Origin of the sequence: Streptomyces sp. NPDC091279 (assembly GCF_044757465.1) — a bacterium.
Lineage (GTDB): Bacteria > Actinomycetota > Actinomycetes > Streptomycetales > Streptomycetaceae > Streptomyces.
On sequence record NZ_JBIVVA010000006.1, the window covers coordinates 263,039 to 285,441 of the forward strand.

General features: G+C 71.3%; 20 protein-coding genes, 1 tRNA gene and 2 pseudogenes. 12 read left to right on the forward strand and 11 right to left on the reverse strand.

Annotated features, from left to right (window positions below):
* Positions 1 to 178: 178 nt before the first annotated feature.
* Positions 179 to 1,201 (reverse strand): P1 family peptidase, encoded by a 1,023-nt coding sequence (locus tag ACIQOU_RS17430; RefSeq protein WP_401537585.1) that lies wholly within the window; start codon positions 1,199 to 1,201, stop codon positions 179 to 181.
* Positions 1,202 to 1,312: 111 nt separating this feature from the next.
* On the opposite strand from ACIQOU_RS17430, the gene ACIQOU_RS17435 reads away from it, so the two are divergent.
* Together ACIQOU_RS17435 and ACIQOU_RS17440 are read left to right on the forward strand one after the other, a co-directional pair.
* Positions 1,313 to 1,525, forward strand: a complete 213-nt coding sequence (locus tag ACIQOU_RS17435; RefSeq protein ID WP_401537586.1) for a hypothetical protein — start codon at positions 1,313 to 1,315, stop codon at positions 1,523 to 1,525.
* A complete protein-coding gene (locus tag ACIQOU_RS17440) occupies positions 1,506 to 2,024 on the forward strand; it encodes a DUF6879 family protein (protein WP_401537587.1) in 519 nt (172 codons plus the stop codon). The genes ACIQOU_RS17435 and ACIQOU_RS17440 overlap by 20 nt, the downstream gene beginning before the upstream one ends.
* A 176-nt stretch (positions 2,025 to 2,200) precedes the next feature.
* On the opposite strand, the gene ACIQOU_RS17445 is transcribed toward ACIQOU_RS17440, so the two are convergent.
* On the reverse strand, positions 2,201 to 3,442 hold the full coding sequence (locus tag ACIQOU_RS17445) for a low temperature requirement protein A (protein WP_401537588.1): 1,242 nt from the start codon (positions 3,440 to 3,442) through the stop codon (positions 2,201 to 2,203).
* A gap of 188 nt (positions 3,443 to 3,630) precedes the next feature.
* On the opposite strand from ACIQOU_RS17445, the gene ACIQOU_RS17450 reads away from it, so the two are divergent.
* Positions 3,631 to 3,819 (forward strand): hypothetical protein, encoded by a 189-nt coding sequence (locus tag ACIQOU_RS17450; RefSeq protein ID WP_401537589.1) that lies wholly within the window; start codon positions 3,631 to 3,633, stop codon positions 3,817 to 3,819.
* A gap of 154 nt (positions 3,820 to 3,973) precedes the next feature.
* Here ACIQOU_RS17450 and mscL read toward each other — a convergent pair whose 3' ends face one another.
* The 6 genes from mscL to ACIQOU_RS17480 all read right to left on the reverse strand — a co-directional run bounded on the left by mscL (position 3,974) and on the right by ACIQOU_RS17480 (position 9,892).
* On the reverse strand, positions 3,974 to 4,432 hold the full coding sequence (gene mscL, locus ACIQOU_RS17455) for a large conductance mechanosensitive channel protein MscL (RefSeq protein WP_401537590.1): 459 nt from the start codon (positions 4,430 to 4,432) through the stop codon (positions 3,974 to 3,976).
* Between the two features lie 132 nt (positions 4,433 to 4,564).
* A complete protein-coding gene (locus ACIQOU_RS17460; protein WP_401537591.1) occupies positions 4,565 to 5,161 on the reverse strand; it encodes an RcpC/CpaB family pilus assembly protein in 597 nt (198 codons plus the stop codon).
* A 177-nt stretch (positions 5,162 to 5,338) separates the two neighbouring features.
* A complete protein-coding gene (locus ACIQOU_RS17465; protein ID WP_401537592.1) occupies positions 5,339 to 6,172 on the reverse strand; it encodes an S-methyl-5'-thioadenosine phosphorylase in 834 nt (277 codons plus the stop codon).
* A gap of 125 nt (positions 6,173 to 6,297) precedes the next feature.
* Complete coding sequence (locus ACIQOU_RS17470) at positions 6,298 to 6,633, reverse strand: FmdB family zinc ribbon protein (RefSeq protein ID WP_401537593.1); 336 nt, start codon at positions 6,631 to 6,633, stop codon at positions 6,298 to 6,300.
* Between the two features lie 67 nt (positions 6,634 to 6,700).
* Entirely contained in the window at positions 6,701 to 7,993 is a 1,293-nt protein-coding gene (locus tag ACIQOU_RS17475; protein WP_401537594.1) for an MFS transporter, read from the reverse strand.
* A 357-nt stretch (positions 7,994 to 8,350) separates the two neighbouring features.
* Positions 8,351 to 9,892, reverse strand: coding sequence for a potassium/proton antiporter (locus ACIQOU_RS17480; RefSeq protein WP_401537595.1), 1,542 nt, complete (start codon positions 9,890 to 9,892; stop codon positions 8,351 to 8,353).
* Between the two features lie 240 nt (positions 9,893 to 10,132).
* On the opposite strand from ACIQOU_RS17480, the gene ACIQOU_RS17485 reads away from it, so the two are divergent.
* Positions 10,133 to 12,982 (forward strand): penicillin acylase family protein, encoded by a 2,850-nt coding sequence (locus ACIQOU_RS17485; RefSeq protein ID WP_401537596.1) that lies wholly within the window; start codon positions 10,133 to 10,135, stop codon positions 12,980 to 12,982.
* A 55-nt stretch (positions 12,983 to 13,037) separates the two neighbouring features.
* On the opposite strand, the gene ACIQOU_RS17490 is transcribed toward ACIQOU_RS17485, so the two are convergent.
* Positions 13,038 to 13,667 carry a 5-formyltetrahydrofolate cyclo-ligase gene (locus ACIQOU_RS17490; RefSeq protein WP_401537793.1) on the reverse strand — a complete coding sequence of 210 codons (630 nt, stop codon included), beginning with the start codon at positions 13,665 to 13,667 and terminating at the stop codon, positions 13,038 to 13,040.
* A gap of 93 nt (positions 13,668 to 13,760) precedes the next feature.
* Between ACIQOU_RS17490 and galU the strand changes: the two genes are divergently transcribed.
* The 7 genes from galU to ACIQOU_RS17525 all read left to right on the forward strand — a co-directional run bounded on the left by galU (position 13,761) and on the right by ACIQOU_RS17525 (position 19,421).
* Entirely contained in the window at positions 13,761 to 14,672 is a 912-nt protein-coding gene (gene galU / locus ACIQOU_RS17495; protein WP_401537597.1) for a UTP--glucose-1-phosphate uridylyltransferase GalU, read from the forward strand.
* Positions 14,669 to 15,991: a gephyrin-like molybdotransferase Glp gene (glp, locus tag ACIQOU_RS17500; protein ID WP_401537598.1), complete on the forward strand. Its 1,323-nt coding sequence runs from the start codon at positions 14,669 to 14,671 to the stop codon at positions 15,989 to 15,991. The genes galU and glp overlap by 4 nt, the downstream gene beginning before the upstream one ends.
* A 106-nt stretch (positions 15,992 to 16,097) precedes the next feature.
* Complete coding sequence (gene moaC, locus ACIQOU_RS17505; protein WP_401537599.1) at positions 16,098 to 16,577, forward strand: cyclic pyranopterin monophosphate synthase MoaC; 480 nt, start codon at positions 16,098 to 16,100, stop codon at positions 16,575 to 16,577.
* Positions 16,574 to 17,089 (forward strand): molybdenum cofactor biosynthesis protein B, encoded by a 516-nt coding sequence (locus ACIQOU_RS17510; protein ID WP_401537600.1) that lies wholly within the window; start codon positions 16,574 to 16,576, stop codon positions 17,087 to 17,089. Before moaC ends, ACIQOU_RS17510 begins: the two co-directional genes overlap by 4 nt.
* Positions 17,086 to 17,790, forward strand: coding sequence for a GNAT family N-acetyltransferase (locus ACIQOU_RS17515; protein WP_401537794.1), 705 nt, complete (start codon positions 17,086 to 17,088; stop codon positions 17,788 to 17,790). The genes ACIQOU_RS17510 and ACIQOU_RS17515 overlap by 4 nt, the downstream gene beginning before the upstream one ends.
* A gap of 186 nt (positions 17,791 to 17,976) precedes the next feature.
* The gene (gene glpR, locus ACIQOU_RS17520) at positions 17,977 to 19,263 is read left to right on the forward strand and encodes a gephyrin-like molybdotransferase receptor GlpR (protein WP_401537601.1); all 1,287 of its coding nucleotides are present in this window, start codon (positions 17,977 to 17,979) and stop codon (positions 19,261 to 19,263) included.
* Between the two features lie 84 nt (positions 19,264 to 19,347).
* Positions 19,348 to 19,421, forward strand: a tRNA-Ala gene (locus tag ACIQOU_RS17525).
* Positions 19,422 to 19,562: 141 nt separating this feature from the next.
* Here ACIQOU_RS17525 and ACIQOU_RS17530 read toward each other — a convergent pair.
* Together ACIQOU_RS17530 and ACIQOU_RS17535 are read right to left on the reverse strand one after the other, a co-directional pair.
* A pseudogene (locus tag ACIQOU_RS17530) lies at positions 19,563 to 20,258 on the reverse strand (NADPH-dependent F420 reductase); the annotation flags it as partial.
* Between the two features lie 41 nt (positions 20,259 to 20,299).
* A pseudogene (locus ACIQOU_RS17535) lies at positions 20,300 to 21,236 on the reverse strand (SDR family oxidoreductase).
* Positions 21,237 to 21,487: 251 nt separating this feature from the next.
* Here ACIQOU_RS17535 and ACIQOU_RS17540 point away from each other — a divergent pair.
* Positions 21,488 to 22,396: a LysR family transcriptional regulator gene (locus ACIQOU_RS17540; protein WP_401537795.1), complete on the forward strand. Its 909-nt coding sequence runs from the start codon at positions 21,488 to 21,490 to the stop codon at positions 22,394 to 22,396.
* Positions 22,397 to 22,403: the final 7 nt, after the last annotated feature.

The window sequence follows — 22,403 nt, forward strand, 5'->3', positions numbered from 1 at the left end:
GGGGCCCCCCACGGGCGCCTCCCCCAACCCATTGGGGCCCCCCCCCGGGGGGGGGGGGGCCCCCCCGGGGGGGGGGGGGGGCCCGGGGGCGGGGGGGGGGGGGGGGGGGGGGGGTGGGGGGGGGGGGCCTCCCCCCTCCCCCCCGCCCCACCCCCACCCCCTCCCCCTCCCCCCGCCCCTACCCGTACAGCTCCCCCCACCCCGGCCAGGTCCCGCCGTCCGTGGTCACCGACTCGGCCGCGCGTACGGCCCGTACGATCGCCCGGGTCACCATGTCCGCGCCCGCCGCGAGGATCTCGTTGAGGGCGAGAGGCGCCTCGGCGTCGAGCGGGCGGGCCCCGGTGGCCAGCGCGAAGACGGTGTCGCCGTCGTTGAGCAGGTGCACCGGACGGACGGCGCGCGCGATGCCGTCGTGCGCCGTGCCGGCGAGTTTCTGGGCCTGCGCCTTCGACAGGTCGGCGTCGGTGGCGACCACGGCGAGCGTGGTGTTCAGCAGCGGGCGCGGATTGCTCGCCGCGATCTGTGCGAGGCGCAGGCGGGCGGCCCGGTGGACGTGGGTCTCCGGGTACTCCACCCGCCCCTGGAACAACTCCCCGTACAGCACGCCCGTTTCGGGATCGACCGCCGACCCGGCCCCGTTGGCCACCACCAGCGCGGCCACGGTGATCCCCGAGCCGAGAAGGGTGCTCGCGCTGCCCACCCCGCCCTTCAACTCCCCGACGACCGCCCCGGTCCCGGCACCGACGCCCCCCTCCCGCACCGGAGCCCCCACCGCACTCGCCGCCGCGTCCTCGACCGCGGCTCGCCCGGTACCGGCGTCGGGCCGGGCGGAGAAGTCGCCCCCGCGTCCCAGGTCGAAGACGCAGGCGGCGGGGACCACCGGCACGACATGGGTGGGTCCTGGCCCGACCCGCACCCCGCGCCCCCGTTCCTCCAGCCACGCCATCACCCCGGACGCCGCGTCGAGCCCGTAGGCGCTGCCGCCGGTGAGCACGATCGCCTCGACCTTCTGGACGACGTTGCGCGGATCGAGGGCGTCGGTCTCCTTGGTGCCGGGTCCGCCGCCGCGCACGTCCACGGCGGCGACGGCACCTCCCTCCGGGGCGAGCACGACCGTGGTCCCGGTGAGCCGCCCCGCACCGGTGAGGGTCGCGTGCCCCACCCGCACCCCCAGAACATCCGTCAACGCGTCAACTGTCATGCCCCCAGTCTCACCCCGCCCCACCCAACGCCCCGGTCACACACCCGGCGCAGCCCCGCGCTCCCCACCCGGCCCGCCCCGCACACCGTCAGCGCGACCACGACGCCCGCCTTGATCTGGTTGGACGATACGACCGGCGACCTGATCATCCAGTCATGGACGGCGGACGAGGCTACCGTTCGCCAAGCACAGGAAGTCGGCTCGGTGCCGGGCCACACCACCGATGTCCCGGCTCACGAGAGCGTGGTCCGATTGCCCGCGAACATGGTTCAGTTCATCCCCCGTTCGGACAGTGAGGGCAACGGTGGCAACAGCGGTACGTGAATGCCTTGCCAAGGCGCAGCGATCAGCGAGGCACCTGGAACTCAGGGACAGCTACATGCGCGACGACCCGGAGTTCGTCCGATGGCAGGAAGGGCACCGGTACGACCCGGCCGACCGCGAGTCGTGGTGGCGGTCGTGGCTGGACGTGGTGGCCGAGACCACTGCTCGGGGAGTGGCGATGCGGCGGTTGCGCGTCGTCTCCGAGCCGCTGAGTGACTACGTGCGCTACGAGTACGACGGCACGTTCACGAACGTCGCAGCGGGTGAGGACGTGCGGTGGCTGCCCCGTTCGCGGGCGCGTGGTCTCTTGCTTCCGGCGCTGGACGGTTGGGTCATGGATGAGGAGACCGTGATCCTGCACCACTTCAGCGGTGAGGGGCAGTGGACCGGCCCGCGCATGGAGGTCGTGCACGATCCGGAGTTGGCCGCGCAGTACGTCACGGCGTACGAAGCGGCATGGGAACGAGCCGTCCCGCACGCGGAGTACCGGCCGGACTGATCGCACCATGGCCGTCTCCCCATCCTCCAGCGCCCAGCAGGCCCAGCAGGCCCAGCAGGCCCAGCAGGCCCAGCAGGCCCGAGCTTGATCCTGTTCGGCGCCACCGTCACCGCCTACGCGCTGCTCGGGCACCTCCTCGTCACCACGGCCGCAGCGCGCCCCTGAACTCCCGCCCCTCAGCGGCGATAGGCGCCACGCCCTCGGCCCACCCCACGCGCCGTCAGCCCCGTCCCGACCGCCACCGCAACCGCGGCCACGACGCCCGCCGCGAGCACCGCCCGTTCGCCCAGGAAGGTGCAGGCAAGCACCAGCAACGCCGTGGTCGGCAGGACCAGTTGCTGCGCGACGCCCACCTTGTAGTAGCGGGAGTGCAGCGCCCACACCGTGAGCAGATACAGCGCCGTCGGCACGGTCACCGCCGCGGACGCCGCCGGCGTGGACAAGTGGGCCTTGCCGACGGCCTGTTCCACCGCGACCTCCAGGCCCGCGCCGATCGCCGCCGCCGAGGCGAAGATCAGATAGTGGCCGTACCCCCACCGGAAGGCCTGCCGGTTGGAACGGAGGTGACCGTGGATCGGCACCACGAAGTAGATCCACCAGGCGGCGAAGACGATCAGCAGCCCGCCCGCGGCGATCGGCAGCAACTCGCCCAGGGCATCGTGTTCGTCGATCCCCGACTTCACGGCGACGGTCGCCGCCGCGATGCTCTCGCCGAGCACGATGATCGTGAACAGGCCGTACCGCTCGGAGATGTGATGCGGATGCCAGGAGGTCGGATGAGCCCGCTCCGCGAACGGCGGCACCGACATCTCCAGCACCACCATCACCAGGTACACCCACCCCCGCGCGCCCTCCGGCAGGACGAGCAGCCCGAGCCAGCCGACCTGGCAGACCAGCACGCCACCGGCGTACCGCAGCGCCATCGTCCGCTCCGCACCCCCGGTCGACAGGGCCGCCCGCAGCCACTGGGCCGTCATGGCCAGCCGCATGATCAGGTAACCCAGGACCACGACCAGGAAGTCGTGGTCCTGGAACGCGTGGGACACCCCGGCGGCCAGCACCAGCACCCCGGCGATCTGCACCAGCGTGACGACCCGGTAGAGGGTGTCGTCGTTGTCGTACGCCGACGCGAACCAACTGAAGTTCATCCACGCCCACCACACCGCGAAGAAGATCATCGCGTAGTTGAGGACGCCCTCGCCCGGGTGCCCCTCGGCGACCGCGTGCACCAACTGCCCGCCCGCCTGCGAGACGGCGACCACGAAGCACAGGTCGAAGAAGAGTTCCAGCGGGGAGGCCACGCGGTGTGCCTCGTGGCGGCCCCGCGCGGTGAGCCCGCGCAGCGGACCACGGCCCGTGGGCACGTCGGGGGAGGGGAGCGGGTCCGGTGTCGCTCCACCGGTCGAACTGGTCGTCATGATCCCCAGCACACCAGATATCCGACGGAATCGCCGGGGACGGTCGCCGGGAGTACCAGCGGAGTGCGAGAGGCGGCGGGAAACCCGGGTCGGCCCTGTTCTCCGGGCCGGCGGGCGGGCGTCGCCCCAGTTCTCGGCCCGGCCCTCGGCCCGCGTTCCGGTCCCCGTCCGCCGCGTACCCTGGACCCATGAGTACCGGTCCCGATCCCGCCCCCGAGCCGCGCGAGCCGAAGGCCTCGTTGGTCTTCGACGACCCGTTGGACCAGCAGTCCGCGGACGACACGGACCGGGGTTGGGGCGAGCGGCCCGGCGCCGAGCGGGACAGCGCGGCCGACCTGAAGCGCTTCCTCGACGAGAAGCCGCCCCACCACATCTGACGCCACCAGCCCCAGCGCGCCCGGCCCCGCGACCCTCGGTCCCTCGGGCCCACCAAGGGCCGCTGAGTTCGCCGGGTCGGACCGGCCCGCCGGGACTGCCGGATCTCTCGGGCCCACCGGGTCCACGCCCACCGGGCCCCGTCGAGCGTCGCGGCTAGCGCTCGTCGTGCCCCGACCCGCGCTGGGCAACCAGCGCGTCGCGGATCTCCTTGAGAACCTCCAGCTCGGTCATCTCCATGGCCTCCTGGGTGTCCTCCTGCGCCTTCTTGCGGGCGGCCTGCCGGGCCAGGTACTTCGACATGGGCAGGACCATCAGGAAGTAGACGACGGCCGCGGTGATCACGAAGCTCAGGGTGGCGCCGAGCACCGAACCCCACATGAGCTGGATGCCGTCGCCGTTCTTGCAGCTGGATCTGAGGCACGAGCTGTAGTTGTCGAGGTTCTGCGTGCCGATCGTCCCGACCACCGGGTTGATGATGCCCTTGACAACCGCGTTGACGATGTTGGTGAACGCGGCGCCGATGACCACCGCCACCGCCAGGTCCACGACGTTCCCACGCATCAGGAACGTCTTGAACCCTTGCAGGACGCCTGGTTCCTTCTTCTCGCTCACCTCGGAGCCTCTCCTCGCACGCACAGGTTGGGGAACAAACAGCTCCGCAACCTACGTCAGCGTGCCGCCGTTCTGTCCAATTGGATACCTCGAACGAGCGACTTGACACCAGGCGATCCAGCATGCGGACGATCAGCTTCCGCATCGGGTCACCGCCAACCGTGCCGTCGCGCCCGCCCCGGCGAGCCTCGTCGCCGTCGCCCGCGACACCGAGACGACGACCAGCGCCCCACCGTCGGCGGCGTCGGCCCCGCCCTCCGGCGGCTTCGGCACCTCGGTCACCCGCACCCCGCGTGCCACCACACGGGCGTCCGCGCCGGACGGCGTCTCCCGGGCGGCGATGACGTCGACCCGGTCCCCGGGGCGCAGCAGCCGGACCGTGGCGCCGTCGGCGATCCGCACCGGCGCGGCCACCCACGTGACCGACCTGGGCCCGGGTGCGGACTCGGCCGTCGGATGCCCGCGCGCACCACCGGCGTCCCGTGGCCCCGCCACGACCAGCGCGGCCGCGGTGACGGCGAGGCCGGCCGCGAGGGCGCGCCGCCGATGCCGTACGCACCTGCCCGTCCCGTACCACCCGCCGCGCACCCGCACCGGCGCGAACTGCGGCACCTCACAGGTGGCGAGGGCGTCGGTACCGGGCGGGCTCTCGGCGGAGGAGGGGGAGGAGGACGAGGAGGAGGGGGTCGGGGAGGAGGACGGGGAGGAGGGGGGCGGAGTGAAGGACACGGCTGGTCACCACCTGCGGGAGGAATCGGCTGGTCCGCCCACGATGAGCCCTCCCGCCGATTCCCGCTGGAGCCCGTGGACAAGCGCCGGGTTGTGGACAACTCGCCCACCCGAACGTGACGTTCCGCCCGGCCCCGGCGAAACCCTCGCCGCCCCGCGCCCTCTCCGCCGCCCCCGTTACGGCAGGTCGAAGCCCGGGTTCATGCCGCCCAGGGCGTTCACGCACAGGCAGTCGCGGTCCTGGGTCGCGGGGAGCGCGGCCACCGCGTCGAACAGGACGCCCCGCATCCGGTCCACGTTCGCCGCGAACACCTGGAGCACCTCGTCGTGCGAGACGCCCTCGCCGGTCTCCGCGCCCGCGTCCAGGTCGGTGACCAGGGCCAACGACGAGTAGCACAGCTCCAGTTCACGGGCGAGCGCGGCCTCGGGATGCCCGGTCATGCCCACCACCGACCAGCCCTGCGCCTGGTGCCACAGCGACTCCGCCCGCGTCGAGAAACGCGGTCCCTCGATCACGACCAGGGTGCCGCCGTCCACCGCGGCCCAGTCCCGGCCCTGCGCCGCCTTGAGCGAACTGGCCCGCCCACTGGGGCAGTACGGGTCGGCCAGGGACACGTGCACGACGTTCGGAACCGTGCCGTCCGGCAGCGGAAGCCCGTCGAAGTACGTGCCCGTCCGGGACTTGGTGCGGTCGACCAACTGGTCAGGCACCAGCAGCGTGCCCGGCCCGTACTCGGGGCGCAGACCGCCCACCGCGCACGGGCCGAGGACCTGGCGCACGCCGACCGAGCGCAGTGCCCACAGGTTGGCGCGGTAGTTGATCCGATGCGGGGGCAGATGGTGGCCGCGACCGTGCCGGGGGAGGAAGGCGACCCGCCGGCCGGCGATCTCGCCGAGGAAGAGGGAGTCGCTGGGGGGTCCGTACGGGGTGTCGACCTGGACCTCGGTCACATCGTCGAGGAACGAGTAGAAGCCCGAGCCGCCGATTACGCCGATCTCTGCGTTCGCCATGGCCAGCACAGTATCCGGGCCGCCGACGCCGCGGGACCCCCCTCCCACAGCCCCTCAGAGGGAAGGCGGACACGGCATGACGAAGACCCTGCCGTGCGGTGACGACAGGGTCTCGTGAAGCCGTGTTACGCGGCCGAAGTGCTGCTGGAGGAGGAGCCGCTGCCCGAGGACTTCGACTTCGCGTCCGAGGACGACGACGAAGTGGTCGACGTCGACGAGGACTTCGCGTCCGAGGAGGCCGACGTCGTCGACTTGGACGTGGCCGGCGCGCTGCTCGACGACGAGCCGCGGCTGTCGTTGCGATAGAAGCCGGAGCCCTTGAACACGATGCCGACCGCTGAGAACACCTTCTTCAGGCGTCCCTGGCATGCGGGGCACTCGGTGAGGGCGTCATCGGTGAACTTCTGCACCGCCTCAAGGCCCTCGCCGCACTCGGTGCACTGGTACTGGTAGGTCGGCACTGTCTTCCTCCTGGCACTCTCACTCAGTGAGTGCTAACGACGGTCCATAGTGACGTATTCCAGGGGATCAGTCCACCGCCACCGGCTCGCGGTGACCGACGCCACGTGCGACGGTCGTCCCGCGACCCCGTCCGACCAGGCGGGAACGCAGGGCCACGAGCACCACGAACGCGAGCACCGTGCCGCCCATCGGCACCAGGAATCCGGCGCCGTCCCAGAAGCGGTCCTCCAGTTGTCCGGCGACCGTGACCGCCGCCGCCTGGCCGAGCGCCACCGCGCCGGTCAGCCAGGTGAACGCCTCGGTGCGGGCGCCGGCCGGGACCAGGGCGTCGACGAGGGTGTAGCCGGTGATCAGTGTGGGCGCGACGCACGCGCCGACGAGCAGGCCGAGCCCGGCCAGGAGGGGCACCGAGTGCGCGGCCCACAGCCCGGAGGCGGTCAGCGCCAGCGCGCCGTACCCGATCAGCAGCCGGCGGCGCGGGGGGCTCTTCCAGGCGAGCGCGCCGCAGACAAGCCCGGACAGCATGTTTCCCGCGGCGAACGTGCCGTAAAGGACGCCGTTCAGGCCGGGTTCGCCGATCGACTGCGTGAACGCGGCCAGCGAGACCTGCATGCCCCCGAAGACGCAGCCGATGCCCAGGAACGTCACGATCAGCACCCGCACCCCGGGGACGCGCAGCGCGGAAACGTGCTCCACGCGTGCGTGCCCGGCGGCGGTCACCGAGGGCTGTGTGCTCCGGCTCGCCGCGAACAGCAGACCGCCGACCAGCGTCAGCGAGGCCTCCGTGACGAGCCCCGCCGCCGGGTCGACGGCCGTGCACAGGGCGGTGGCCAGCAGCGGGCCGAGAACGAACGTCAGCTCGTCGGTGACGGACTCGAAGGCCGCCGCCGTCGGCATCAGGGGCGAGTCCTGGAGCTTCACGCCCCAGCGGGCCCGCACCATGGGCCCGATCTGCGGCACCGACGCCCCCGTCGGCACGGCCGCCGCGAACAGCGCCCACAGCGGCGCGTGGGACAGCGCGAGCGCCGTCAGCGTCAGCCCCGCAGCCGCGTGCACCAGGACGCCGGGCACGAGAACGGCACGCTGCCCGTGCCGGTCCGCGAGACGGCCGCTGTAGGGCGCGAACAGCGCCATGGAGACGCCGGTGACGGCCGCGGCGGCGCCCGCCACCCCGTAGGAGCCGGTGGTGTGCTGGACGAGCAGCACGATCGAGATCGTGAGCATCGCGAACGGCTGCCGGGCCGCGAAGCCGGGCAGCAGGAACGTCCAGGCGCCGCGCGTACGCAGCAGCTGCCCGTAACCGGGACGGGCGGGAGCCGAGGGGTTCTTCGACGGCTCGGTGCTGACCGTGGATGCCACGGCCCGTGCCTTTCTGCCGCCTGGTAGCGCGCCCGTGCGGGGGCGCCGAGAGCTGTCCTCTTGCGCGGAACTGCGGTAGATGCCGGCGCCCACCACAGGGGTCGTCCCGGCCGCCATACGGTCGCGCCAGCTCTGCGTCAGGCAGAGTTGGTCCGATCAGGAGTGCGCCTTCAGCGTACAGGGGCTGTCAGCCACGCACCTGTGGAACGGGGGATCGGTGACCGCGTTCACCTGCGATTGGTTCCGGTGTGAACGGTACGAAACATTCCCTTAACGACATCCTTCGAGGGCATGGGCGCCGCCCTTGAAGGACTTCGACGGCACCCGTCACGGGCAGCGCGCCTTCTTGGTGCCGTCTCAGCGTCCCGCGTCCACGCCGTTGGTGCCGTCCGCGCCGAGCCAGCCGGCCAGCTTGCCGCCGTGGCCGACCGCGCGCAGCCGCTGTTCCGCCGCGTCCCGGACCGGGTCGGTGGCGACGACGAGGAGTTCGTCGCCCTGCCGCAGCACTGTCGTGGGCAGTGGGACGAACGATTTTCCGTCCCGTACGACCAGGGTGACGGCGGACCCGGCGGGCAGCCGCACCTCGGCGACCTCGACGCCGTGCATCTTCGAGCCGTCGGGGATGGTGACCGACAGCAGATGTCCGCGCAGCCGCTCCAGAGGGGCCGATTCGACGCCCAGGTCGGCGGCCTCGGCGCCGTCGCCCAGGCGCAGCTTGCGGGCCAGCCAGGGCAGCGTCGGACCCTGCACGAGGGTGTAGACGACGACCAGGACGAAGACGATGTTGAAGACGCGACGGCTGCCGTCGACGCCGCTCACCATGGGGATGGTCGCCAGGATGATCGGCACGGCGCCGCGCAGCCCGGCCCAGGACATCAGGGTCTGTTCCTGCCAGGGCACCCGGAACGGCGTCAGGCAGAGCAGGACGCTGACCGGCCGCGCGACCATCGTCAGCACCAGGCCGATGAGGAGGGCGGGCCAGACGTCGTCGCCGAGTTCGTGCGGGGTGACCAGCAGGCCGAGCAGGACGAACATGCCGATCTGGGCGATCCAGCCGAGCCCCTCCGCGAACCCGCGGGTGGCCGGCCAGTGCGGCAGCTTGGCGTTGCCCATCACCATGGAGGCGAGGTAGACGCCGAGGAAGCCGCTGCCGTGCGCCAGGGCGCCCGCCGCGTACGCGGTGACGGCGATGGCCATGACGGCGATCGGATAGAGGCCCGAGGCCGGCAGCGCCACGTGCCTCAGGCCCCAGGCGCCGAGCCAGCCCACGGCCAGTCCGATGGCCGCGCCGATGGCCAGCTCCATCGCTATCTCGGCGAGCAGCAGGTACCAGTGCTCCACCGGGCCCGCCGTGGAGAAGGCGACCACCAGGATGACGACCGGGGCGTCGTTGAAGCCCGACTCGGCCTCCAGCGTGCCCGTCACGCGCGCGGGCAGCGGAATACGGCGCAGCACGGAGAAGACCGCCGCCGCGTCCGTGGAGGAGACGACCGCCCCGATGATGAGGGCCTGGCGCCACTCCAGGCCGACCAGGAAGTGCGCGGCCGCCGCGGTGATCCCGACGCTCGCCGCGACCCCCACCAGCGCCAGTGCGGAGGCGGCCGGCAGGACCGGCTTGATCTCCTTCCACTTCGTGCCGAGGCCGCCCTCGGTCAGGATCACGACCAGGGCCGCGTATCCGATGACCTGGGTCAGTTCGGCGTTGCTGAAGTGGACGCCGACGCCGTCCTGGCCCATGGCGATGCCGATGCCCAGGTACACGAGCAGGCTGGGGAGCCCGCTGCGCGAGGAGATCCGGACGGCCGCCACGGCGACGAGCAGGACCAGCGAGCAGACGAGCAGAAGCTGGTTGAGGTGGTGGACAGTCAGCGGCCGTTCCCTTCCCTGGCTCACACGCATCCCGCGCGGGAGCTCCCGTACAAGAGGACACGAAGTCGAGGAACCCCGCACCCAAGTACTTCGTTACCTTACCTAACTCTTGACGATTCCTTGACGCTCACAGAAGTGAGATCGAACATCCGTCCGCTCTGGTTGCCCACTCCGCGTCAAGGCGCGTGAGGGGCTGCGCCTATGGTTGCTCCAGCGCTCCGCCATGAGTTCAGCCCGTCTGCCGCTCGCGTTAGGACAGCAAGGACAGCGATGCCCCCGAACACCACCGCCTCAACGGGCCCACAGCCCGGCAAGTCCGGCAGGAAGAAGGGGCGCAAGGGTCGACTGTTCGTCCTCGTGCTCGTGCTGGCCCTCGTCGGAGGCGTCGCGTACGGCGGGTACTGGTCCGTCAGCACCGTTCGCGCGTCCCTGCCGCAGACCAAGGGCTCGATCACGCTCGACGGTCTGTCAGGCCCCGTCGACGTGAAGCGGGACGGCTACGGCATCCCGCAGATCTACGCGTCCTCCGACGCCGACCTGTTCATGGCGCAGGGGTACGTCCAGGCGCAGGACCGCTTCTACGAGATGGACGTACGCCGGCACATGACGTCCGGGCGCCTGTCGGAGATGTTCGGCAAGGGCCAGGTCAAGAACGACGAGTTCCTGCGCACCATGGGCTGGGACCGGGTGGCGAAGAAGGAGTACGACACCAAGCTGTCGGCCGCCACCAAGTCGTACCTCCAGGCGTACGCCAAGGGCGTCAACGCCTACCTCGCGGGCAAGGACGGCAAGGACCTCTCCCTGGAGTACGCCGCCCTGGGCCTCACCAACGACTACAAGCCCGAGAAGTGGACCCCCGTCGACTCGGTCTCGTGGCTCAAGGCGATGGCGTGGGACCTGCGCGGCAACATGCAGGACGAGATCGACCGCGCCCTGATGACCAGTCGCCTCGGCCCGAAGCAGATCAAGGACCTCTACCCGGACTACCCCTACAGCCGCAACAAGGCGATCGTCCAGGAGGGCCAGTACGACGAACTGACCGGGACGTTCCAGCAGAGCGGCACCTCCACCGGCACGAGCACGAGCACGGGCACCGGCACGAGCACGGGCACCTCCGGGACCGGGACGTCCGGCACGGGCACCTCCACAGGCACGTCCACAGGCACCTCCACGGGCACGGGAACGGCCTCCACGGCTTCTTCCGCCTCCTCGACGGGGACGGCGCTCCAGAGCCAGCTCACGGGCCTCTACAGCGCCCTGGACGACCTTCCGACGGCCGTCGGCGTGAACGGCCAGGGCATCGGCTCCAACTCCTGGGTCGTCTCCGGCAAACACACCATCACCGGCAAGCCGCTGCTCGCCAACGACCCGCACCTCCAGGCCTCGTTGCCGTCCGTCTGGTACCAGATGGGCCTGCACTGCCGCGCGGTGTCCAGCAAGTGCCAGTACGACGTCACCGGTTACACGTTCGCCGGGATGCCCGGTGTGGTCATCGGACACAACCAGAACATCGCCTGGGGCATGACCAACTCGGGCGTCGACGTCAGCGACCTGTACCTGGAGAAGTTCAGCGGCGACGGCTACCTCTACGACGACAAGGTCGTGCCGTTCACCACGCGCGAGGAGACCATCAAGGTCGCCGGCGGCGACTCCAAGAAGATCGTCGTCCGCGAGACCAACAACGGCCCCCTGCTGTCCGACCGCGACGACGAACTCGTCAAGGTCGGCAAGAAGGCCACCGTCGGCACCTCCGCGCCCGACCGCGGCGACGGCTACGGCATCGCGCTGCGCTGGACCGCGCTCCAGCCGGGCACCACCATGGACGCCGTCTTCGCCCTCGACAAGGCGTCGGACTGGACCAGCTTCCGGGCCGCCGCCGCCAAGTTCGACGTGCCGTCGCAGAACCTCGTCTACGCCGACGACAAGAACCACATCGGCTACACGCTGCCCGGAAAGATCCCCACGCGCGCGGCGGGCGACGACGGCTCGATCCCGGCGCCCGGCTGGGACCCCAAGTACCGCTGGACCGGCTACATCGCCCAGGACGCACTGCCCTACGAGTACGACCCCGCGCGCGGCTACATCGTCACCGCCAACCAGGCCGTCGTCGACCCGGACAAGTACCCGTACACGCTCACCACGGACTGGGGTTACGGCACCCGCAGCCAGCGCATCACCGACCTGATCGAGTCGAAGATCAAGGGCGGCGGCAAGATCTCCACCGACGACATGCGCCAGATGCAGCTCGACAACAGCAGCGAGATCGCCAAGCTGCTCGTGCCCAAGCTGCTGAAGCTCGACGTCAAGGACAAGGACGTCCGCCAGGCGCAGGACCTCCTGGAGGGCTGGGACTACACCCAGGACGCCGACTCGGCGGCGGCCGCCTACTTCAACGCCGTCTGGCGCAACATCGTCAAGCTCGCCTTCGGTAACAAGCTGCCCAAGGAGCTGCGGGTCAAGGGGCAGTGCCTGTGGGTCGACCCGGTCAACACGACCGGGCCCGTCGACGCCCCCGAGAAGGTCAGGGAGTGCGGTCAGCGCGACGCCGACCAGGCCCAGCCGGACGGCGGCGACCGCTGGTTCGAGGTCGTGCGCAACCTCATGGACGACGAGAACAGCGACTGGTGGAAGACCCCGGCCAACGGCAACCGACCCAAGGCCGACAACCGCGACCAGCTGTTCGTGCGCGCCATGATCGACGCCCGCTGGGAGCTGACGGCCAAGCTCGGCAAGGACATCGACACCTGGAGCTGGGGCCGGCTGCACCGCCTGTTCCTGAAGAACCAGACCCTCGGCACCGACGGCCCGAGCATCCTCAAGTACGTCCTCAACCGCGGCCCCTGGAAGCTCGGCGGCGGCGAGGGCACCGTCAACGCCACCGGCTGGAACGCGGCCGGCGGCTACGGAGTGGTCTGGGTGCCGTCGATGCGCATGGTCGTCAACCTCGGCGACCTCGACAAGTCGAAGTGGATCAGCCTCACCGGTGCCTCCGGGCACGCCTTCAGCGCCCACTACACGGACCAGACCGACAAGTGGGCCGACGGCGAACTGCTGCCGTGGTCCTTCTCCGACAAGGCCGTCGACAAGAGCACGAGCGACACCCTGGTCCTCAAGCCCTGACCGCGGTGACCTCCGGTTCGTGAAAAAGCCCTCCACGCGTGCGTGGAGGGCATTTTCAGCTCTCCGGGGGTGCCGGGAAGCGGTGCACGCCCTCCGGGGTCACCGCCGCCTGCACCGGACGGTCGTGCGGCTCGGCCGGGACGTGCCCGACGACCTCGGAGCCGTACAGCAGGACCACGAGCGCGGGATGCGCTCCCGCCGCCTCCAGACGGGCCAGGACGCGGTCGTAGGAGCCGCCGCCGCGCCCCAGGCGCATCCCGCGCCCGTCGACCGCGAGACCGGGCAGCAGGACGACGTCGGCGGCCGTCACGGCGTCCGGGCCCAGGCGGTCGCCGGAGGGCTCGAAGAGGGACATCCGCCCGCCGTGCCGCACGCGCGCGAGGGAGCCCTCGCCCGTGTACCGGCCCCAGTCCAGGTCGTTGTCGGCCAGCAGCGCGGGCAGCAGCACCGCGACGCCCCGCGCGCGCAGGGCGTCGAGGAGGGGGAGGGTGCCCGGTTCGGTGCCGACCGAGACGTACGCGGCGACCGTGCGCGCCCGCTCCAGCTCGGGCAGCGCCAGCGCCCGCCGGGCCAGCTCGCCCGCCGCCGCCCGCACGTCATCGGCCGTCAACCCGCTTCTCACCGTGAGGAGTCCTCGCCGCAACACACGCTTGTCAGGCTCGTCCGCAGGAACGTTCTGGGGCACCGCTCTCACCGCTTCCTTCCTTATGCACGCATATGCGAGCAAAGTAACCGGACCCTCAGATTCCGTAACAAGGCACCGGATAGGGTTGCGGACATGACTCAGTCGCACCCCAGGATCAGCAAGGCTGTCATTCCCGCGGCCGGCCTCGGCACCCGGTTCCTGCCGGCCACCAAAGCCACTCCCAAGGAGATGCTGCCGGTCGTCGACAAGCCGGCGATCCAGTACGTGGTCGAGGAGGCCGTCTCCGCCGGTCTCGACGACGTTCTCATGATCACAGGGCGCAACAAGCGCCCTCTTGAGGACCACTTCGACCGCAACTACGAACTGGAGTCCGCCCTTCAGAAGAAGGGCGACCGCGCGCGGCTCGCCAAGGTCCAGGAGTCCAGCGACCTCGCCACCATGCACTACGTCCGCCAGGGCGACCCGCGCGGCCTCGGCCACGCCGTGCTGTGCGCCGCCCCGCACGTCGGCGACGAGCCCTTCGCCGTCCTGCTCGGCGACGACCTCATCGACCCCCGCGACCCGCTGCTCGCCCGCATGGTCGAGGTCCAGGAACAGCACGGCGGCAGCGTGATCGCCCTCATGGAGGTCGCGCCGGAACAGATCCACCTCTACGGCTGCGCCGCCGTCGAGACCACCGGCGACGGCGACGTCGTCAAGGTCACCGGCCTGGTCGAGAAGCCCGAACCGGCCGACGCCCCCTCCCACTACGCGGTCATCGGACGCTACGTCCTCGACCCGCACATCTTCGACATACTGCGCACCACCGAGCCCGGCCGAGGCGGCGAGATCCAGCTCACCGACGCCCTCCAGCAGCTCGCCCAGGACGAGAAGATCGGCGGCCCCGTGCACGGCGTCGTCTTCCAGGGCCGCCGCTATGACACCGGCGACCGAGGCGACTATCTGCGGGCCATTGTCAGACTCGCATGCGAACGTGAGGACCTGGGCCCGGACTTCCGGACCTGGCTCCGCCACTACGTCGCCGAGGAGATGGAACGACCTTGACCAGCGCCGCGCCCCGCATCGCGGGCCCTGACCACCTGTGGTCGGTCGAGGAGCACCTGGCGGACATCCTCGCCACCGTGCGCCCCCTCGAACCCATCGAGCTGAACCTCCTCGACGCCCAGGGCTGCGTCCTCGTCGAGGACGTCACGGTGCCGGTCTCGCTGCCGCCGTTCGACAACAGTTCCATGGACGGCTACGCGGTACGGGTCGCGGACATCGCGGGCGCGAGCGAGGAGTTCCCGGCCGTCCTGGACGTCGTCGCCGACATCGCCGCAGGACAGGCCGCCCTGGTGCGGGTCGGCGCCGGACAGGCCGCCCGCATCATGACCGGCGCCCCGCTGCCGCCCGGCGCCGAGACCGTCGTCCCCGTCGAATGGACCGACGGCGGGCTCGGCGAAGGCCCCGTCGACGGGATGCGCGCACACGGCCAGAGCCCCCTGGGCGACGACGAGACGGTGCACGTCTACCGGGCGGCCGAGGCACGCGCGCACATCCGCGCGAAGGGCAGCGACACCCGTTCCGGCGACCGCGCCCTCGACGCCGGAACGGTCCTGGGCCCGCCGCAGATCGCCCTGCTCGCCGCGATCGGGCGCGGCACGGTACGCGTGCGTCCCCGCCCGCGCGTGGTCGTCCTGTCCACCGGCAGCGAACTCGTCCCGCCCGACGAGCGACTCGGCGACGGACAGATCTACGACTCCAACAGCTTCGCCCTCACCGCGTGCGCCCGCGACGCCGGCGCCATCGCCTACCGGGTCGGCGCCGTCCCCGACGACGCCGAGACGCTCCGCTCCACCATCGAGGACCAACTCGTCCGCGCCGACCTCATGGTGACCACCGGCGGCGTCAGCGTCGGCGCCTACGACGTCGTCAAGGAAGCGCTCGCCTACGTCGGCGACGCGGACGAGGCGGGCAGCGGCATCGACTTCCGGCGCCTGGCCATGCAGCCCGGCAAGCCCCAGGGCTTCGGCTCCATCGGCCCCGACCACACCCCGCTGCTCGCCCTGCCCGGCAACCCCGTCTCCTCCTACGTCTCCTTCGAGCTGTTCGTCCGCCCCGCGATCCGCACCCTGATGGGCCTCGACGACGTCCACCGCCCGACCGTCCGCGCCACCCTCGACGCCGAGAAGGCGCTGACCTCCCCGAAGGGGCGCCGCCAGTTCCTGCGCGGCAGCTACGCCGACGGCCGCGTACGCCCGGTCGGCGGCGCCGGATCGCACCTGGTCGCCGCCCTCGCGCAGGCCGACGCGCTGATCGTCGTTCCCGAGGACGTCGAGTCCGTGGACCCCGGCACCGACGTCGAGGTCGTCCTGCTCGGCTGAGGCCACGCGCGCGGGGTGAGCGTCGGCCGGTCCTGATCCGGTGCCCGCGCCGAGTTGGCGGTACCGTGTCGCGCACAACACGCCCGGACCGGGAGCGCCACACGCCATGAGCACGCAGGACCGACTGACCCACCTCGACGAGGCGGGCGCCGCCCGCATGGTCGACGTATCCGGGAAGGACGTGACCGCGCGCACCGCCCGTGCCAGCGGCCGGGTGCTCGTCTCCCCCCGGGTGATCGAACTGCTGCGCGGCGAAGGGCTCCCCAAGGGCGACGCGCTCGCCACCGCGCGCATCGCGGGCATCATGGGCGCCAAACGCACCCCGGACCTGATCCCGCTCTGCCACCCGTTGTCAGTGGCCGGTGTGACACTGGATCTGTCGGTCGCGGACGACGCCGTGGAGATCCTCGCCACCGTACGGACCACGGATCGCACGGGCGTCGAGATGGAGGCCCTCACCGCCGTCTCCGTCGCCGCGCTCACCGTGATCGACATGGTCAAGGCGGTCGACAAGGGAGCGGTCATCACGGACGTGCGCGTGGAGGAGAAGACGGGCGGCAGGTCCGGCCACTGGAGCCGGACATGACCGCGTCGCCGCCCCGCGCGCTGGTCGTCACCGCCTCCAACCGCGCCGCCGCAGGCGTCTACGAGGACCGGGGCGGCCCGCTGATCGCCGCGAGCCTCGAAGCGCTCGGGTTCGCCGTCGACGGACCCCGGGTCGTCCCCGACGGCGACCCCGTCGAGACCGCGCTGCGCGCCGCCGTCGAGGCCGGGTACGACGTCGTCGTCACCACCGGCGGCACCGGCGTCTCGCCCACCGACCGCACCCCGCAGGCGACCCGCCGCGTCCTCGACTACGAGGTCCCCGGCATCGCCGAGGCCATCCGGGCGTTCGGCCGCGAGAAGGCGCCCACCGCCGCCCTCTCCCGGGGCCTGGCCGGTGTCGCGGGCGCCACGCTCGTCGTCAACCTGCCAGGGTCCACCGGCGGGGTGCGGGACGGACTCACCGTCCTGGAGCCCCTGTTGCCGCACGCCGTCGACCAGCTGCGCGGCGCCGACCACCCGAGACCCGGTGCCGCCCAGGGGGGTGCGAGCTGAACACCCCGTCCTGGCCGGTCGTCCTCGCCGACGGCGACCTCGTCCTGCGGCCGATAAAGCTCCGTGACCAGCGCCCCTGGCGCGAGGTCAACCGGCGCAACCGTGACTGGCTGCGCCCCTGGGAGGCGACCATCCCGCCGCCCACCCCCAGCGGCCCGATCGCCCACCGGCCGACCTACCGGCAGATGGTCCGGCACCTGCGCGCCGAGGCCCACGCGGGCCGGATGCTGCCGTTCGTCATCGAGCACCAGGGGCGCCTGGCCGGGCAGTTGACGGTCGCCGGGATCACCTGGGGCTCCATGTGCTCGGGGCACATCGGCTACTGGGTCGACGAGTCGGTCGCCGGACGCGGGGTGATGCCGACGTCCGTGGCGCTCGTCGTCGACCACTGTTTCCGCACCGTCGGCCTGCACCGCATCGAGGTCTGCATTCGCCCCGAGAACCGGCCCAGCCGCCGGGTGGTGGAGAAACTCGGATTCCGGGAGGAGGGGCTGCGGCCCCGCTATCTCCACATCGACGGCGCCTGGCGCGACCACCTCGTCTACGCGCTCACCGCGGAGGAGGTCCCCGAGGGGCTGCTCAGCCGCTGGCACCGGTCCCGTGCGCAGCGGACCGCCGCCCGCGACACGGCGCAGCACAACGGGCCGAGCCCCTACCCGGACCCGAATCCGTCCAGGAACACGCCGGGCAATCCCGCGTAGACCGATAAATTGAATAAGTGTTCGAAATTTGTCGGCCAGGCACCGGCTTAAGTCCTTAAATTTCGCCACCCCGGCAGGCAGCTGATCGGATCGATCACAAAAAAAGTTCGAAATATCAGCCAGATCGTGCGACACACCGACTCAATTGGCGGATGGCTTCAGCCAAACCCCTCTACGGTGTGAGGCGTGAGCAGCAGCGGCCTCATCTACGCAGTCATCGTCGGGGCCTGGGCCGCCTACTTGGTGCCGATGTGGCTCCGTAGGCAGGACGAGCTGAACGAGGCCCGTCCGACGGAACGCTTCAGCACAGCCATCCGGTTGCTGTCCGGACGGGCTGGCATGGAGCGCCGTTACGCCAAGGACCTGCGGGCGCGCTCCGCCGAGGAGGGGGAGCCCGGCGCCGACGAACCGGGCACCGCCACCGACGCGGTGGACGTCCGGGCCTTCGCCATGCCCCCGGCCGGAGCGCGCGCCCGCGCCGATGTGCGCGCCGAGGCGCGCGGCGACGGACGGGCACCGGCGCAGGGACGCGCACAACCGGCGCGCGAGCAGGCGCCCGCGCCGGAGCCCACGCCGGGCCACCCGCCCGTTCCGAGCCACGCGCCCGCCCCGGCCCCCGCGACCGCCCAAGGTGCCGGACCCGCGACCAACCCCCGGGGCAAGGCCGCCCCGCACCCCGTTCCTCCCGCCCGGCGTTCGCCCGCCGCAGAGGCCGCCGCCGCGCGCGCCCGGCGCACGAAGGTGCTCGCGCGCCGTCGCCGCACCACCGTGGTGCTGTTCCTCGCCTTCACCCTCGGCGCGATCGTCGCCGCCGTCGGAGGCCTCGCGTTCCTGTGGGCGCCCGGGGTGCCCGCCGTTCTGCTCAGTACCTACATCGCGCATCTGCGGTCGCAGGAGCGGCGCCGGTTCGCCTACCAGATGGACCGGCGGCAGGCCGAGGCCGCGGCGCAGCGGCTGCGGGAACGGCAGCGGCAGCCGCGTCGGCGCGCGGTGGTCGAGGCGGACATCGACGAGCCGGAGAACGCGCCGGAGGCGGAGACCGACCCCTCGCTCTCCGCGCTGGCGGCGGACCGGCGGGCGCTGGTGGAGCAGACCGACCACGCCGAGTGGGTCGATCAGCAGCGGGAACGGCAGCGCAGGCCCGGGCACGGCGACAGTTGGGACCCGGTGCCGGTGCCCCTGCCGACGTACGTGACCGCGCCGGTGGCGCCCCGTGCCACGCAGGACGTGGATCTGGGGGCGCCGGACGCGTGGAGTTCGGCTCGTTCCAGTGCCGTCGCGCCGGAGGAGTGCGCCGGCGAGGACGAGGAGCCTGGCGGGGCCTCCGGCGTCGTTGACGAGGAGAAGGCCGACGACGACGGGCGCAGCGACGCGCGCCGGGCGGCGTCCGCGCGGCGGGCCCGGGAGCGTGGCCGGACACCGCTCTTCGACCAGTACGAGGACGGCGAGCGGCCGCGCGCGGCCAACGAGTAGCCGGGCCCGTCCCACCTGGACCGCAGGGCCCGGAACGGATTTCCGGGTACGCCGATCGGGGTGCTAGAGTTTCACTCGTTGCAAGGGCCTGTGGCGCAGTCTGGTAGCGCACCTCGTTCGCATCGAGGGGGTCTGGGGTTCAAATCCCCACAGGTCCACCGCAATGGTCGTTCCCGAGTTAGCTCGTGAGCGGTTCATGAAATCCCGTCCGATCGGTTCGATCGGACGGGATTTCGTCGTTTCTGGGCTGCCCGTGAGCCGACTCGACTTGTGCGGAGGGCAGTTCGTCGTTCAGACGGTTACCGCGTCGCGGTGGCCAGTGCTGTGCGGATGGCGTCCTCGTCGGCCGGGTGGCCCTTCTCGTCCGAGTACGGTCCGTACGGTGTTCCCCACACCGGCGTGCCCGTCGCCTGCCGCCAACTGTCGGCCAGCGTTCCCGCGTCCACCACGCCGTAGCCGATGGAGTCGATGAATTCCGTCACCGTCGCCTTCGCCGATGCGGAGTCTCCGGCGATCGGCAGGCAGGAGCGGTCGGTTGCCCCGGCCGGGCGGGCGAGTGACAGCAGGTGCTTGAAGAAGATGGTGTTGAACGCCTTCACGACCAGGGCGTCCGGGGCGTACCGCAGAAGCAGCTCGCTGGAGGTGAGGGCCGTGCTGTCGAGTTCGGGGATGTGCCCGTCACGCTCGGGGCCGTAGTTGCAGGTGTCGATGACGGTCTTCCCGGCCAGCGGCGCGGCGGGCACGTGAGGGAAGGCGCTGACCGGCACCGCGACCACGACGAGGTCACCGGCCCTCGCGGCCTCTTCGCTCGTCGCCGCGGACGCCAGCGGCCCCAGTTCCGCGGCCGTGTCCGCGAGCGTCTCAGGACCGCGCGAGTTGCTGAGCACCACGTGGTGGCCGGACTCGACAGCGAGTCGCGCGAGGGCCCTGCCGATGCTTCCGCTTCCGATGAATCCCACAGTCGTCATGATCTCAACGTCCTTCAGAAGAGCCGAAGTTGATGGTTGCCGGGCTCGTCAAGTCCCGGTTCCCGCCGTCAGCGGGCGGGGAAGTAGTGGCCGTTGTCCAGGTCGGCGAGCAGGCCGGGGCGGGTGGGGTCCCAGCCGAGGGTCCGGCGGGTGATGAGGTGGGACGCCGGGTAGCTCTGCGTGGCGATATGCGTGAGGAACCCGAAGTACCCCGGCGTCATCAGGGCGTCGTCGGGAACGCTCGCGGCGGGCAGGCCCAGGCGGGCTGCCAGGGCCTCGGCGATCTCGCGGAACGGGATGCCGCCGTCCCCGACCGCGTGCCAGTACCTGCCCGCCGGTCCCTTCTCCAGCGCCAGGCGGAACAAGGTGGCGGCATCGCGGATGTGCACGGCGTTCCAGAGGTTCGCGCCGTCGCCGTGGTAGCCGACGAACCCCTTTTCCTTCGCGAGCGCGATCAGCGTGGGGAGGAAGCCCGCCCGATCGGTCGTGCTGTGCGCGATGTTGGCGATCCGCACGACCGACGACCGCACCCCCTGCTCGGCGAGGTCGACAACGGTCCTTTCCACGACGTTGCGGACCCGCAGGGTGCCCCTGTGCTCCTCGCCTACGGGGAGGGCCGGGTCGTCCTCGGTGGCCGGCCGGCCCGGATGCTGCCCGGGTGAGCCGGCTTCCCGCTGCGACCAGCGGCTTTCCGGTTCCCGCGAGTGCCTCGCCGTACGCGAGCATGATCGGGACCTCTGCGGCGGCCACGGCGTCCAGCCCGCCGGAGTGCAGCAGATCCTGCCGGTGGGCGACGTGGATGACGCCGTCGGAGTCCGAGGCCGCCTCCTTGAGCCCGTCGAGATCCTGGAGGTCGCCGCGACGTACGGTCGCGCCGAGCGCGGACAGGGCCGTCGCGGCAGCGTCCGACCGGGCCAGGCCGGTGACCTCGTGCCCGGCGGCGATCAGCTCGGGAATGATGTACGAACCGGAATGGCCGGTCCCGCCGGTGACGAATACACGCATCTGATGGTCCTGGTGAGGGTAGGGGGAGGGTCTTTTCGTGCCGTAAATGCAACGGCGTAATAACGCAGCGGCGTAATAATGCAATGGCGTCATGCGGCACGAGAGGCTAGGTCGAATTCTTGTGGCGAATTCACTTCGGCTTCCTTGAGTGCCTGGTTTTTATGCTGCCATCGGGTCCGAGTGACGTCCAATACCTATGTGAGCTGTGGTGATACCCTGGAGGTATTACCAGGCTGGGGGTCTTTATGGATGTGGATCTGGATCTGCGCAAACTGCGTTATTTCGTCGCCGTGGCCGAACGGCTGCATTTCGGGCGGGCCGCCGATGAGCTGCACATCGCGCAGCCGGTGCTCAGTCGGCAGATCCGCGCGCTTGAGCGGGATCTCGGCGCCTCGCTGTTCACCAGGGATCGCCACGGAGTGGAGCTGACGGACGCGGGTCGGCAACTGCTGGCCGACGCCGGTCCGTTGCTCGCCTCGACGCATGCGCTCCGCCGCCGGGTGTCCGCCGCCGCCGGTGGCAAGCGGCGGCTGATGGTCGGGTTCCGGGCCGGTGTTGCCGTCACCCCGGCGGCCCGTGCGTTCGAGGAGCGGCACCCGGACGTGGTCGTGGACGTGCAGCGGATCGAAGGGGACGAGCAGGCCGCGATGCTGCTCGACGGCCGGATCGACGTCGGCTTTGTGCGGCTGCCCATCGACGGGGCGGGGCTGCGCGTCACCCCGCTGTACACCGAGCCGCGGGTGGCGGTACTGCCCGCCGGGCACCGGTTGGCCGGTAAGGAGGAGGTCACCGAGGCCGACCTGGCCGGCGAACTGCTGCTCTGGCACGGTGACCCGAGCACGCAGCCCACCAGGCGCCCGCTCCCCAATGCCGGGTACCCGGTGCGCGGGGTGGACGAGACGCTTGAGCATGTCGCGGCCGGACGGGGCATTTCTTTCCTGGCGCGTTCGGCGTCCGTGTTCTCCTCGCATCCGGACGTCGTCTATGTGCCCGTCCCGGATCTGGCGCCCGATCAGGTGTGCCTTGCGGTGGCGGTATCGCACACCTCGCCGGTAGTGGATGACTTCGTCACCGCGGCTCGGTCGACGGCCGAGATCACGGCCGAATGTGGGAACTATGAGATGTGGCAGCTTGGGGGCGCTGCCGCGCTTGGAGAGTGACATGGCG

Bases quoted from the DNA above. Each gene is read 5' to 3' on its own strand.
- ACIQOU_RS17430 (WP_401537585.1), bottom strand. From the start codon at position 1,201: ATGACAGTTGACGCGTTGACGGATGTTCTGGGGGTGCGGGTGGGGCAC.
- ACIQOU_RS17445 (WP_401537588.1), bottom strand. From the start codon at position 3,442: ATGACGACCAGTTCGACCGGTGGAGCGACACCGGACCCGCTCCCCTCC.
- ACIQOU_RS17450 (WP_401537589.1), top strand. From the start codon at position 3,631: ATGAGTACCGGTCCCGATCCCGCCCCCGAGCCGCGCGAGCCGAAGGCC.
- ACIQOU_RS17465 (WP_401537592.1), bottom strand. From the start codon at position 6,172: ATGGCGAACGCAGAGATCGGCGTAATCGGCGGCTCGGGCTTCTACTCG.
- ACIQOU_RS17480 (WP_401537595.1), bottom strand. From the start codon at position 9,892: ATGCGTGTGAGCCAGGGAAGGGAACGGCCGCTGACTGTCCACCACCTC.
- ACIQOU_RS17485 (WP_401537596.1), top strand. From the start codon at position 10,133: ATGCCCCCGAACACCACCGCCTCAACGGGCCCACAGCCCGGCAAGTCC.
- galU (WP_401537597.1), top strand. From the start codon at position 13,761: ATGACTCAGTCGCACCCCAGGATCAGCAAGGCTGTCATTCCCGCGGCC.
- moaC (WP_401537599.1), top strand. From the start codon at position 16,098: ATGAGCACGCAGGACCGACTGACCCACCTCGACGAGGCGGGCGCCGCC.
- ACIQOU_RS17510 (WP_401537600.1), top strand. From the start codon at position 16,574: ATGACCGCGTCGCCGCCCCGCGCGCTGGTCGTCACCGCCTCCAACCGC.